The sequence below is a fragment of the Streptomyces sp. P17 genome (assembly GCF_032436805.1).
In the GTDB taxonomy this organism is placed as follows: domain Bacteria; phylum Actinomycetota; class Actinomycetes; order Streptomycetales; family Streptomycetaceae; genus Streptomyces.
In genome coordinates this window covers 1-12649 of sequence record NZ_JAVRBF010000058.1, presented here as the reverse complement: position 1 = coordinate 12649, position 12649 = coordinate 1, and the positions used below count along the sequence as shown (strand labels likewise).

Here is a 12649-nt window from a genome sequence, read left to right as displayed (position 1 = left end):
CGGGCGGGCCGGCCGGGGGTTACCGCTGTGACAAGCGAACCGGATGAGGAGCACACGATGGTCGTCAGCGTCGGCACAGTGGCAGTGGGTGCGGAGCCGGGAGCACAGCGAAAGGCGAGACCCGGTGGGCGGCGGGACGTCCTGCGCGGGCTGCTCGCGGCGGCGGGCGCCCTCGCGCTGGCCCCCATCGTCGCGGCCTCCCGGCCGCCGGCCCCGGCGCAGGGCCGCGACAACCCCGGTGAGGTCACCTTCGACGAGACCTACCGCGGCCGGCGCCTCCGCGGCATCCGGACCTCGGCGGGCCGCGCCTTCGGCGCCGCGCAGTGGTACGTCACGGTCGACGGCGTACGACTGCATCTGATGCGCCGGGCGGACGGCACCTGGCTGAGCATGCTCGACCACTACAGCTCGTACGACACCCCGCTGGACGCGGCCCGGGCGGCGGTCGACGAACTGGGGCCGGGGGAGCGGCTGCGGGACCGGAAGACGGACAGGGGGGACCACCATGGCGTACACGCGTAAGGACGTCAGCACGCTCACCCGGACCGAGCGGCGGCGGCTGGTGAAGGCGCTGCTGGAGCTCAAACGGCGGGGCGTGTACGACGAGTTCGTGCGGACGCACATCGAGTACTACGTCTCCGACGGCGAGGGCGGACTGCGTACGGCCCATATGACACCCTCCTTCCTGCCCTGGCACCGGCAGTTCCTGCTGGAGCTGGAGCGGGCGCTGCGCCGGGTGGACTCCTCGGTGACGCTGCCGTACTGGGACTGGACGAAGGACCGTACGGCGGCCGCCGCGCCCTGGACCGCGGATCTGCTCGGGGGCACCGGGCGGCGGGTGGACCGGCAGGTGATGACCGGGCCGTTCGCCTACGCGGAGGGCAACTGGACCATCAAGGAGAGCGTGAGGGACGGGAAGTTCCTCACCCGGGACCTCGGCCGGGCGCGCGATCCGATCGCGCTGCCGACGAAGAAGGATCTGGAGGGGGCGCTGGCCGATCCGGTCTACGACGCCTCGCCGTGGGACTCGACCGCCCGCAAGGGGTTCCGGAACAAGCTGGAGGGGTGGGGCGAGGGGCGCGGTCCGGTGTCCTGGCGCAACCACAACCGGGTGCACCGCTGGGTCGGCGGCGACATGGTCGGCGGCGCCTCCGTCAACGACCCGGTGTTCTGGATGCACCACGCCTTCATCGACCTGTGCTGGACCCGCTGGCAGCGGCGGCACCGCGTACACCGCTACCTTCCGGCGAAGCCGCCCGCGATCGGCGACGAGCAGCGGGGGCGGATCGTCGCCCGGCACGAGAAGCTGCCGCCGTGGGATGTGACGCCGGACCAGCTGGAGGACGTGAGCCGGATCTACCGGTACGCGTGAGGGGACATGGGGAGAGCCCCGGCGCTCGGAGGTGCCGGGGCTCGTTCCGTACGGGGAAGTACGGGCGTGCGGAGACGGAGGGGGCGTCAGTCGCCGTAGCCGCCGTTGCCGCCGTTGCCGCCCTTGCCGCCCTTGCCGTGGTCGCCCTTGCCGTTGCCGTAGCCGCCGTTCTTGTCGTCGTTGTCCTTGTCGTCGACGTTGGCGCAGGTGTTGCCGAAGGCCGGGTTCAGCAGGGCGATCACATTGACGGTGTTCCCGCACAGGTTGATGGGCACGTGGACCGGGACCTGGACGAGGTTGCCCGAACCGACGCCGGGCGACTTGACGGCCTTGCCGTTGGCGCCCGCGTCCGCCAGGGCCAGTCCGGCTCCGCCGACCACCATGGCACCGGTGCCGACGGCGACAACGGCTGCCTTCGCGATGCGCGACATCACGTTCTCCTTTGACTCGGTGAGCTCGGCGGCAGGGTGCGCCGCCGCACTCCCGTTCAACGCCGGTGCCTGCGGCTGGTCACGGGGATCACCCGGTTCCTTAACCCAACCGGTGGTATCAGGGGAGTTGCCGTACGGGCGAACCCGCGAGGAAGGCCTTGATGTTCTCGACGGCCTGGCCGTAGTACGTGCGGTAGTTGGCCTGGGTGACATAGCCGAGGTGGGGGGTGGCCAGCAGACGGGGGGCCGTGCGCATCGGGTGGTCGGCGGGGAGCGGCTCGGTGTCGAAGACGTCCACGGCCGCGCCGGCGATCCGGCCCGCGTGGAGGGCGGCGAGCAGGGCGTCCTGGTCGACGATGGCGGCGCGGGAGGTGTTGATCAGGTAGGCGGTCGGCTTGAGGAGGGCGAGCTCGGGGGCTCCGAGCAGGCCGCGGGTGCGGTCGCCGAGGGCGAGGTGGACGGAGACGACGTCGCTGCGGGTGAGGAGCTCCTCCTTGGTCGCGGCCTTTTCGACGCCCACCTCCTCCGCCCGCTCTTCTGTGAGGTTCTGGCTCCAGGCGCTGACGTGCATGCCGAAGGCGAGGCCCACCTGCGCCACCCGGCCGCCGATCTTGCCGAGTCCGAGCAGACCGAGGCGGCGGCCGTGCAGGTCGGCACCGACGGTGGACTGCCAAGGGCCGCCGCCGCGCAGGTGGTTGTGCTCCTCGACCACACCACGGGCGAGGCCCAGCAACAGGGCCCAGGTCAGTTCGACGGGCGGGGTGGAGGAGCTGGCCGTACCGCAGACGGTGACGCCGTGGGCCTCGGCGGCGGCGTAGTCGATGACGCTGTTGCGCATACCGGAGGCGACGAGGAGGCGCAGCCGGGGGAGGCGGGCGAACAGGGACGCCGGGAAGGGGACGCGCTCGCGCAGCGTGATCACGATGTCGAACTCGGCGAGCGCCGCGGCCAGGGCGTCCTCGTCGGCGAAGTGGAAGCCGAAGGAGACCACCTCCACGTCCTCGGCGATCGGCGACCAGTCGACAAGCTCCGTCGCGACCTGCTGGAAGTCGTCGAGCACGGCACAGCGCAGCGGCACGGTGAAGTCCTTTCCGCGGGGCAGGGGTTCTCGACTCTACGCCCGGCGGAATACGGCTTCTTCGGTCTCTGAACCCGCCCCGAACAGCAAAAACGCCCTCCCGAGGGGAGGGCGGAGACTGGGCGCCCCCGGCAGGACTCGAACCTGCGGCCAAGCGCTTAGAAGGCGCCTGCTCTATCCACTGAGCTACGGGGGCCGGTGTGGTGGCCTCTGTCGTGGTGCCCGGGTGTGGGCTGATCCGTGACGTTGCCGGGACAAGGATAGGGGCTCCCGCGTCCTTGTCTCTGTTGCTTCGCCTCCGTGGCTCGATGTGGAGGTTCGGTGAAGCGGTCCTGATAATCGCAGGCAGGTACGAATCGTGCACCGCTTTTGGCGTCTGGCGCACCGGGTGTTGTGCACTCGTTATGCCTGGACTGTGCCGGTGTCCCAGTCGTCCCTTCCGTCCCTTGCGTTCCGTCGGCGCGCAGACATGCTCATATGCTTCAGAATTCCCCTAAAATTGGGCATTCTTCGCATGTGGTGACCTTGGACGTACGGCCTCAGCTGATCGACGCACTCTCCGCTCTGCGCGACCGTGTCGCAGCCGCACGCTTTCCGCTGCCCCTGGCGGGGGCGCCACGCGCGCGTGCCAACCGCGACGAACTCCTCGCGCAGCTCGACGACTACTTGGTGCCCCGGTTGAGAGAACCTGAAGCACCGTTGCTGGCCGTCGTGGGAGGTTCCACCGGGGCCGGAAAGTCGACGCTGGTCAACTCCCTGGTGGGCCAGCGGGTCAGCGAGGCGGGGGTGCTGCGGCCCACCACCCGGACGCCGGTGCTGGTCTGCCATCCGGAGGATCATCACTGGTTCAGCGGGATGCGCGTCCTGCCCGACCTCACCCGCGTCTGGGTGCCCCAGCAGGACGCCGGCGACGAGCTCCTGCTGCCCGGCGAGGACCCCACGCGCGTGCTGCGCGTCGAGACCGCCGAAACCCTCCCGCGCGGCCTCGCCCTCCTCGACGCGCCCGACGTCGACTCCCTGGTCGCCGACAACCGCGTCCTGGCCGCCGAGCTGATCTGCGCCGCCGACATCTGGGTCATGGTCACCACGGCCGCCCGCTACGCCGACGCCGTCCCGTGGCACCTGCTGCGCACCGCCAAGGAGTACGACGTCACCCTCGTCACCGTCCTCGACCGGGTCCCCCACCAGGTCGTCTCCGAGGTCTCCCGGCAGTACGGCGCCCTGCTCACCAAGGCCGGCCTCGGCCACGTCCCCCGCTTCACCGTCCCCGAGCTGCCCGAGTCGGCCTGGGGCGGCGGCCTCCTCCCCGCCACCGCCGTGGCACCGCTGCGCACCTGGCTCGTCCACCAGGCCCAGGACCCGGCCGCCCGCCAGCACGTCATGGCCCGCACGGCCTACGGCGTCCTCGACTCCCTCAAGTCCCGGATGCCCGAGCTGGCCAGCGCCGCCGCCGCCCAGTACGCCGCCGCGCTCCGGCTCACCGCCGCCGTCGACTCGGCGTACGACAGCGAGCACGCGCGCGTACGCGGCCGTCTCCAGTCCGGCGCCGTCCTCGCCGGCGACGCCCTCAAACGCTGGCGCGCCTTCCCCCTCGACTGCACGGCCGCCGAGCTCCTGGACGCCCTCGTGGAGAGCCTCGCGGCCCTGCTGCTGTGCGCCGTCACGGCCGCCGACGAGCGCGTCGACGAGGCCTGGCGCCGCGAACCGGCGGCCGCCGCCCCCACCCTCCGGGCCCGCGACACCACCCTGGAGAGCGCCGAGCACCGCATCGGTCTGGCCGTACGGCGATGGCGGCGCGAGCTGGAGGAGTACGCCGAGGACGAGGTCCGCGACCTCGACCGGAGCGCGGCGCCCGACCCCGAGGTGGTCGCCGCCCTGGTCGCCACCGCGCTCCTGGGCGGCCGCAGGGCCCGCTCCGCGGGTGAGGGGCTCGCCGAGCGCATCGGCGCCCACGGCGCGCTGCGGCTGCGCGACCGGGGCGGGCGGTTGCTCGCCGACCATCTCGACCGGGTCATGCACACCGAACGCGAGCGCCGGCTCGCCCCCCTCGACGCCCTCGACGTCCACCCGGAGCCACAGGCCGAACTCATCGCCGCGCTGTCCGTACTGCAGAAGGAGAGGTGACCGGTGACCGCCGTCACTGACCAGGACCACGACCAGGGACACCCGGAACCCGCCGAGGACGGCGCCGCCGAGAGCCCTCCCGAGGAGACCGAGGCCTCCGGCGCGAGTCCCACGGGTTCCGACGAGGAGAAGGCCGTGGAACCCGAGAAGGCCGACGACCCCGACGACGCCGTTCCTGACACCGACTCCGGGACCGCCTGGGACGACGGGCTGATCGCGCGGCGGGTGAACGAGACCGCCGGGGAGCAGCAGCCCGCACCGGTCGTGGAGAGCCGGGCCTCCGCCCCGCAGACGGCGACCACGCTGGCGTACGACGGCGCCCTGCGGTCGCGGCTCGACGCGCTGCGCGAGCTGGTGGGGCTGTCCCGGACCCGGCTCGACAGCCGCACCCTCGCCGAGGCCGGACGGGTGCTCGACGAGGCCGCCGCGCGGCGCAGGCTCTCCGGGCAGCACACGGTGGTCGCCATCGCGGGCGCCACCGGCAGCGGCAAGTCGCAGCTGTTCAACGCACTGGCCGGGGTGACGATCTCGGAGACGGGCGTCCGCCGGCCGACCACCGCCGCGCCCATCGCGTGCAGCTGGAGCGACGGCGCGGCCAGCCTCATCGACCGGCTCGGCATCCCGCCCCGGCTGCGCCGGCGCCCCGCCCAGCACACGGACGCCGAGGGACAGCTGCGCGGCCTCGTCCTGGTCGACCTGCCCGACCACGACTCCGCGGCCGTGGCGCATCGCGAACAGGTGGACCGGGTCCTTGCCCTTGTCGACGCCGTCATCTGGGTCGTGGACCCCGAGAAGTACGCCGACGCCGTCCTGCACGAGCGCTATCTGCGGCCCATGGCGGGCCACGCCGAGGTCATGTTCGTCGTCCTCAACCAGACCGACCGGCTCCCCGGCGAGGCGACCGAGCAGGTCCTCGACGATCTGCGGCGGCTGCTGGACGAGGACGGCATCGCGCTCGGCGAGTACGGCGAACCGGGCGCGACCGTGCTCGCGCTGTCCGCGCTCACCGGGGACGGCATCGGCGAACTGCGCGAGGCGCTCGGGCAGTTCGTGGCGGAGCGCGGGGCCGCCGCGCGCCGGATCTCCGCCGACGTCGACGCCGCCGCGTGGGGGCTGCGGCCCGTCTACGCCACCTCCCGGCGGACCGGGCTGAGCGAGGAGGCCCGGGACGAGTTCGCCGCCCGGCTCGCGGACGCCGTGGGCGCCACCGCGGCGGGCGAGGCCGCCGAGCGCGCGTGGCTGCGCAACGCCAACCGCGCGTGCGGGACGCCCTGGCTACGGCTGTGGCGCTGGTACCAGGACCGGCGCGAACCTCCCACGGGACGGCTCCCGTTGCGCGCGCAGGCGGACGAGGAGGCCACCGCGCGCCAGCGTGTGGAGCAGGCGGTGCGCACGGTCGCCGAGCGGGCGTCCGGCGGGCTTCCGGCGCCGTGGGCCCAGGCGGTGCGCGAGGCGGCGGTACGCGGCTCGCAGGGGCTGCCTGAGGCGCTGGACGACCTGGCCGCGCGGGCGGGGCTGCCGCCGGGGCGGCCGCCGCGGCCGGGGTGGTGGCCCGCCGCGGTGCTGGTGCAGGCGTCGATGACGCTGCTGCAGGTGGTGGGCGGCCTGTGGCTGGCGGGCCAGATCGTGGGCGTCATGGCGCCGAATCTGGGCGTGCCGGTGCTGCTGATGGCGGCCGGGATCATCGGCGGGCCGCTGGTGGAGTGGAGCTGCCGGATGGCGGCGCGGGGGCCGGCGCGGCGATACGGCATGGAGGCGGAACGGCGGTTGCGGGAGGCGGCCGCGGGGTGCGGGAGGGCGCGGGTGCTGGATCCGCTGGCGGCGGAGCTGCTGCGGTACCGGGAGGTCCGGGAGCAGTACAGCCGCGTCACGGGGGTGGGCGTGGGGTGATGCGGAGCGCCCCGTTCGAGTGGCGAGGTTATCCACAGACCCAGGGCTGATCCACAGCGCGCGGCGGGCTCGGCCCGGCGGAGGCAGTCTGGCTTCGCGGCGATTCGCGAGGAACGCGGTCGTCACGACAGACGCAGCCGTACGGGACGGGCCCGTCGGCGTGTACGGGAGGGGTTCAGGATGAACGAGACGATCATCTCGGTCGTGGGGAACGTCGCGACGCAGCCGGTGTACCGGGAGGTCGCGACGGGACCGTCGGCGCGGTTCCGGCTGGCGGTGACCGCCCGCTATCTGGACCGCGAGAAGAACGAGTGGACGGACGGGCACACCAACTTCTTCACGGTGTGGGCCAATCGGCAGCTCGCCACGAACGCGGCGGCGTCGCTGACCGTCGGTGACCCCGTTCTGGTGCAGGGCAGGCTGAAGGTCCGCTCGGAGGTGCGCGAGCAGCAGACGTGGACCTCGGCCGACATCGACGCGGTGGCGATCGGCCACGATCTCGCGCGGGGCACCTCGGCCTTCCGCCGCCCGGGCAGGCCGGAACCTGCGGTGAGCGGAGCGCCCCCGCGTCCGGAGCCGGACTGGGAGACACCGGAGTCGGCGGCTCAACAGGCACCGGAACCGGCGGCGGTGACGTGACGTCAGGGCACCCGTGATCGTTGACCGAACTGCGGCTTATCGGCGAATGAGTGCCGAACACCCCGGGTTGATTTGTCGATAAGCCCTGTTCGCAGCGGGTCCCGCGATAACGATTGCGAGTCGGATCGCTTGTCCCGCGGGATCCCTGGGAAGCGTGGGACGCCCGGTCCTTAGGATGCCGAACAAGGCTCTCGGGGCTTGTAGTTCTGCTGGTGGGACCGTACCCCCCACGTCAACGGGTCCTGCTCGAAGGGGAATTCTGTGCTTTCTTCTTTCTCCGCGCTGTCCGGGCGCGGACGAGGGGCGGCCCGACTCGCCGCCGCGACGCTGGTGTCCGGGCTGGTCGCCGCCGGTGTGCTGGTGGCCGGTGCCGGCCAGGCCGCCGCCGACGGCACGGCGCAGAACCAGGGCGGGGCGACCGCGACGATAGGCGGCCTGAAGACGTACGGCGCGGCGGTCATACACGGCGAGGCCGGCGACCAGGAGGTCTCGGCGGGCCTGTTCGAGATGTCCGTCGAGGGCGGCGGGACCCTGCAGACGTACTGCGTGGACCTGTACAACCCCACGCAGAAGGATGCCAAGTACCGCGAGACACCGTGGAGCGGGACCTCCCTCGGGGTCAACGAGAACGCGGGCAAGATCCGCTGGATCCTGCAGAACTCCTATCCGCAGGTGAACGATCTGGCGGCGCTGGCCGAGAAGGCGGGACTCCAGGGCGGGCTCACCGAGCAGGACGCGGCGGCGGGTACGCAGGTGGCCGTCTGGCGCTACTCGGACGACGCGGACGTCGACGCTGTCGACCCGCAGGCCGAGAAGCTCGCCGACTATCTGGAGGAGAGCGCCCGCGACGTGGCCGAGCCGGCGCCGTCCCTGACGCTGGACCCGCCCGCGCTGTCCGGGCGCCCCGGCGAGCGGCTCGGGCCGGTGACGGTACACACGGGGGCGTCCGCCGTGACGGTGAAGCCGCCGGCGGACGCGGCCACGAGCGGTCTACGGATCGTCGACAAGGCCGGCAAGCCCGTGACCTCGACCTCCGACGGCGGCCAGATCTACGTCGACGTGCCCGAGGAAGCGGCGGCCGGCACGGCGGAGCTGACGGTGCAGGCCTCCACGACCGTCCCCGTGGGCCGCGCCTTCACCTCCGAGAGCCGCAGCCAGACGCAGATCCTGGCCGGCTCCAGCGAGTCGACGGTGTCGGCCACGGCCCGTGCGACCTGGGCGAAGAAGGGCGCGATACCGGCACTGTCGGCGGCGAAGAACTGCGCCAAGGGCGGCGTCGACATCATGGCCGCCAATGAGGGCGACGAGAGCTTCTCCTTCGAGCTGCTGGGCGCCGAGTACACGATCGGCGCGGGCGAGTCCCGGACGGTGACGATCCCGCTCCAGGAGGACCAGGCCTACGACTTCACGATCGAGGGCCCCGGCGGCTTCGCCCAGCGCTTCACCGGCGTCCTGGACTGCATGACGCAGGCAGCGGAGGCCGACAACACCTCGACCCAGACACTGACGGAACCGAGCCCCGCGACAGTGGGCGGCACGTCCCCCGACACCAACCTCGCGGCGACCGGCAGCTCCGACGCGACCCCGGTGATCGCGGGGGTGGCGATCGGGCTGGTGCTGATCGGCGGAGCGTCTCTGTTGATCGTCCGGAGGAAGAAGACTCCTGAGCGCGACTGACCACTCGGGGCCGGCCGCCGGAGCGCGGCGCCGTACGGCTGCGAAACCCCAGGTCAGGGGCCCCGGAAGGAACGGGTTTCCTCCCGAGGGTGGCGGTACGGCAAGATGGGGTGTATCTGCCCACTGCCAGATTTCAAGCTGCCGGACGGTTTCTCTTGGCTGAGTTCATTTACACCATGCGCAAGGCGCGCAAAGCGCACGGCGACAAGGTGATCCTCGACGACGTCACCCTGAACTTCCTGCCGGGGGCGAAGATCGGCGTCGTCGGTCCGAACGGTGCCGGTAAGTCGACCGTGCTGAAGATCATGGCGGGGCTTGAGCAGCCCTCCAACGGTGACGCCTTCCTGTCGCCGGGTTACAGCGTCGGCATCCTGATGCAGGAGCCGAAGCTGAACGAGGAGAAGACCGTCCTGGAGAACGTCCAGGAGGGTGTCGCCGAGATCAAGGGCAAGCTCGACCGGTTCAACGAGATCGCCGAACTCATGGCGACCGATTACTCCGACGCGCTCCTCGACGAGATGGGCAAGCTCCAGGAAGAGCTCGACCACGCCAACGCGTGGGACCTGGACGCTCAGCTGGAGCAGGCCATGGACGCGCTCGGGTGCCCGCCCGGCGACTGGCCCGTCGTCAACCTCTCCGGTGGTGAGAAGCGCCGCGTCGCGCTCTGCAAGCTGCTGCTGGAAGCCCCTGACCTGCTGCTCCTCGACGAGCCCACCAACCACCTCGACGCCGAGTCCGTGAACTGGCTGGAGCAGCACCTCGCCAAGTACGCGGGCACCGTGGTCGCCATCACCCACGACCGGTACTTCCTCGACAACGTGGCCGAGTGGATTCTTGAGCTCGACCGCGGGCGCGCCTACCCGTACGAGGGCAACTACTCCACGTACCTGGAGACCAAGCAGACCCGTCTCAAGGTCGAGGGGCAGAAGGACGCCAAGCGGGCCAAGCGGCTCAAGGAAGAGCTGGAGTGGGTGCGGTCGAACGCCAAGGGGCGTCAGGCCAAGTCCAAGGCCCGTCTCGCTCGCTACGAGGAGATGGCCGCCGAGGCCGAGAAGATGCGGAAGCTGGACTTCGAGGAGATCCAGATCCCGCCGGGTCCCCGGCTCGGCAGCATCGTCGTCGAGGTCAACAACCTCAACAAGGCCTTCGGTGAGAAGGTCCTCATCGATGATCTTTCGTTCACGCTGCCGCGCAACGGCATCGTCGGGGTCATCGGCCCCAACGGCGCCGGCAAGACCACCCTCTTCAAGATGATCCAGGGTCTGGAGACGCCTGACTCCGGCACCATCAAGGTCGGCGACACCGTCAAGATCTCCTACGTCGACCAGAGCCGCGAGAACATCGACCCCAAGAAGACCCTGTGGGCCGTGGTCAGCGACGAGCTCGACTACATCAATGTCGGTCAGGTCGAGATGCCCAGCCGCGCCTACGTCTCCGCCTTCGGGTTCAAGGGGCCCGACCAGCAGAAGCCGGCCGGTGTCCTTTCCGGTGGTGAGCGCAACCGGCTCAACCTCGCGCTCACCCTCAAGCAGGGCGGCAACCTGCTGCTCCTCGACGAGCCGACCAACGACCTCGACGTCGAGACGCTCTCCAGCCTGGAGAACGCGCTGCTGGAGTTCCCCGGCTGCGCCGTGGTCGTCTCCCACGACCGGTGGTTCCTGGACCGGGTCGCCACGCACATCCTCGCCTACGAGGGCGAGTCCAAGTGGTTCTGGTTCGAGGGCAACTTCGAGTCGTACGAGAAGAACAAGATCGAGCGGCTCGGTGCGGATGCCACGCGTCCGCACCGAGCCACCTACAAGAAGCTGACCCGGGGCTGATCGATCTTGCGGCACATCTACCGCTGCCCGCTGCGCTGGGCGGACATGGACGCGTACGGCCACGTCAACAACGTGGTGTTCCTCCGCTACCTGGAGGAAGCCCGTATCGACTTCCTGTTCCGCCCGGACAAGGATTTCCAGCAGGGGTCCGTGGTGGCGCGCCATGAGATCGACTACAAGCGGCAGCTCGTCCACCGGCACCACCCCGTGGACATCGAGCTGTGGGTCACGCAGATCAGGGCCGCGTCCTTCACCATCGCCTACGAGGTGAAGGACGACGACCTCGTCTACGTCCGGGCGTCGACGGTGATAGTGCCGTTCGACTTCGAGACGCAGCGGCCCCGTCGGATCACCGCCGAGGAACGGGAGTTCCTCGCGGAGTACCGGGACGACGAAGAGGAGGAGGCCGTCGCCGCATGACGGTGCTCCACCTCGCCGACGAAGGGGAGGCGGCGGATCTCGTCGCCTTCCTCTCCCGGTTGCTCCACTACGACCGTGCGGCCGCGGTGCGCCTCCAGGCGGCCGGCACCGCACTCGCCGTCTTCGGGCGCCCACCCTCCTTCGAGGTGCTGGCGATCCGTACGGCACGCCTGGCCAAGCCGTACGAGAACGGCCTCGACGTCACCCTGGACCTGACCGTGTCCGCGGGTGAACTCCTGGAAGCGGTGGACGAGTCGGCGGCCACGGCCGTCGTCCCCGGCGCCGTCACCGGCCCGCCCTGGGCCGGGGTGCTGCCGCCGCGCGGCGGCTGGCGTTCCGAGCCGGGGCTGCCCGCACCGGACGCGCTGCGCGCGATGGTCGGCGCGGCGGTGGCCGAATTCCGGGCGCGCACCGAGGAGTTGGGCCCCGAGGGCCGTACGAGGGCCGAACTCGACCGGATCGGGCGGGACATCTGGTCCCGGACCGTCGGCGACACCCCGCTGCCGGTACGGGCGGTGCACGCGGCGCAGGCGCTGGGATTCCTGCGGGGCTCCGGGGATCCGGCGTTGTTCTCGTCGGGTGCGTGGCTGCGGCTGCGCACGCCGTACGGGTCGATCGCCGTACGGCGGGCGGGTCTTGGCGTCCTGGACGTCAGCGTCTCCCGCTAGGCCGCGCTCAGCTCGCCGTGTTCACCATCGACGCCGCCGCGTACGTCAGGTAGTTCCACAGCGTCCGCTCGTGCTCCTCGGACAGGCCGAGTTCGTCGACGGCGTCCCGCATGTGCCTGAGCCAGGCGTCGTGCGCCGCGCGGTCGACGGTGAAGGGGGCGTGGCGCATGCGCAGGCGGGGGTGGCCGCGGTTCTCGCTGTACGTCGTCGGGCCGCCCCAGTACTGGATCAGGAAGAGCGTCAGGCGCTCCTCGGCCGGTCCCAGGTCCTCCTCGGGGTACATCGGCCGCAGGATCGGGTCCTCGGCGACACCCTCGTAGAAACGGTGGACGAGGCGGCGGAAGGTCTCCTCCCCGCCGACCTGCTCGTAGAAGGTCTGCTCCTGAAGCGTGCCGCGCCGAATCTCATTCACATCGCCTATGGTCTCAGACGCCCCGACCCAGGACGGAAGACCTAGTACTACAGGGCTAGATCTTGATCATGGAGTGATGGGAGGCTCTGCCTGTGGCCACGACACAGCCCCATGATCC

The 12649-nt window shown here is 71.2% G+C and carries 12 protein-coding genes and 1 tRNA gene; 9 read left to right on the top strand and 4 right to left on the bottom strand.

Going from position 1 to position 12649, the window contains the following annotated elements:
- Nucleotides 1-57 precede the first annotated feature (57 nt).
- Both RMT89_RS31050 and RMT89_RS31045 read left to right on the top strand, forming a co-directional pair.
- The gene (locus tag RMT89_RS31050; protein ID WP_315887052.1) at nt 58-522 is read left to right on the top strand and encodes a tyrosinase cofactor; all 465 of its coding nucleotides are present in this window, start codon (nt 58-60) and stop codon (nt 520-522) included.
- On the top strand, nt 506-1372 hold the full coding sequence (locus RMT89_RS31045; protein ID WP_315887051.1) for a tyrosinase family protein: 867 nt from the start codon (nt 506-508) through the stop codon (nt 1370-1372). The genes RMT89_RS31050 and RMT89_RS31045 overlap by 17 nt, the downstream gene beginning before the upstream one ends.
- Before the next feature lie 86 nt (nt 1373-1458).
- Here RMT89_RS31045 and RMT89_RS31040 read toward each other — a convergent pair whose 3' ends face one another.
- The 3 genes from RMT89_RS31040 to RMT89_RS31030 all read right to left on the bottom strand — a co-directional run bounded on the left by RMT89_RS31040 (nt 1459) and on the right by RMT89_RS31030 (nt 3077).
- Nucleotides 1459-1803: a chaplin gene (locus tag RMT89_RS31040; RefSeq protein ID WP_315887050.1), complete on the bottom strand. Its 345-nt coding sequence runs from the start codon at nt 1801-1803 to the stop codon at nt 1459-1461.
- Nucleotides 1804-1921: 118 nt separating this feature from the next.
- A complete protein-coding gene (locus RMT89_RS31035) occupies nt 1922-2881 on the bottom strand; it encodes a D-2-hydroxyacid dehydrogenase family protein (protein WP_315887049.1) in 960 nt (319 codons plus the stop codon).
- Nucleotides 2882-3004: 123 nt separating this feature from the next.
- Nucleotides 3005-3077: transfer RNA gene (locus tag RMT89_RS31030), tRNA-Arg, on the bottom strand.
- Between the two features lie 320 nt (nt 3078-3397).
- Here RMT89_RS31030 and RMT89_RS31025 point away from each other — a divergent pair.
- The 7 genes from RMT89_RS31025 to RMT89_RS30995 all read left to right on the top strand — a co-directional run bounded on the left by RMT89_RS31025 (nt 3398) and on the right by RMT89_RS30995 (nt 12119).
- On the top strand, nt 3398-5005 hold the full coding sequence (locus RMT89_RS31025; RefSeq protein ID WP_315887048.1) for a dynamin family protein: 1608 nt from the start codon (nt 3398-3400) through the stop codon (nt 5003-5005).
- Nucleotides 5006-5008: 3 nt separating this feature from the next.
- On the top strand, nt 5009-6895 hold the full coding sequence (locus RMT89_RS31020; RefSeq protein ID WP_315887047.1) for a YfjP family GTPase: 1887 nt from the start codon (nt 5009-5011) through the stop codon (nt 6893-6895).
- 180 nt (nt 6896-7075) lie between these two features.
- On the top strand, nt 7076-7534 hold the full coding sequence (locus RMT89_RS31015) for a single-stranded DNA-binding protein (protein WP_315887046.1): 459 nt from the start codon (nt 7076-7078) through the stop codon (nt 7532-7534).
- 261 nt (nt 7535-7795) lie between these two features.
- Nucleotides 7796-9211, top strand: a complete 1416-nt coding sequence (locus RMT89_RS31010) for a Cys-Gln thioester bond-forming surface protein (protein WP_315887045.1) — start codon at nt 7796-7798, stop codon at nt 9209-9211.
- A gap of 155 nt (nt 9212-9366) precedes the next feature.
- Nucleotides 9367-11031 carry an energy-dependent translational throttle protein EttA gene (ettA, locus tag RMT89_RS31005; RefSeq protein WP_315887044.1) on the top strand — a complete coding sequence of 555 codons (1665 nt, stop codon included), beginning with the start codon at nt 9367-9369 and terminating at the stop codon, nt 11029-11031.
- A 6-nt stretch (nt 11032-11037) separates the two neighbouring features.
- Nucleotides 11038-11451 carry a thioesterase family protein gene (locus tag RMT89_RS31000; RefSeq protein ID WP_315887043.1) on the top strand — a complete coding sequence of 138 codons (414 nt, stop codon included), beginning with the start codon at nt 11038-11040 and terminating at the stop codon, nt 11449-11451.
- Complete coding sequence (locus tag RMT89_RS30995; protein ID WP_315887042.1) at nt 11448-12119, top strand: hypothetical protein; 672 nt, start codon at nt 11448-11450, stop codon at nt 12117-12119. Before RMT89_RS31000 ends, RMT89_RS30995 begins: the two co-directional genes overlap by 4 nt.
- Before the next feature lie 7 nt (nt 12120-12126).
- On the opposite strand, the gene RMT89_RS30990 is transcribed toward RMT89_RS30995, so the two are convergent.
- Nucleotides 12127-12540, bottom strand: a complete 414-nt coding sequence (locus RMT89_RS30990) for a globin (protein ID WP_315887092.1) — start codon at nt 12538-12540, stop codon at nt 12127-12129.
- Nucleotides 12541-12649: the final 109 nt, after the last annotated feature.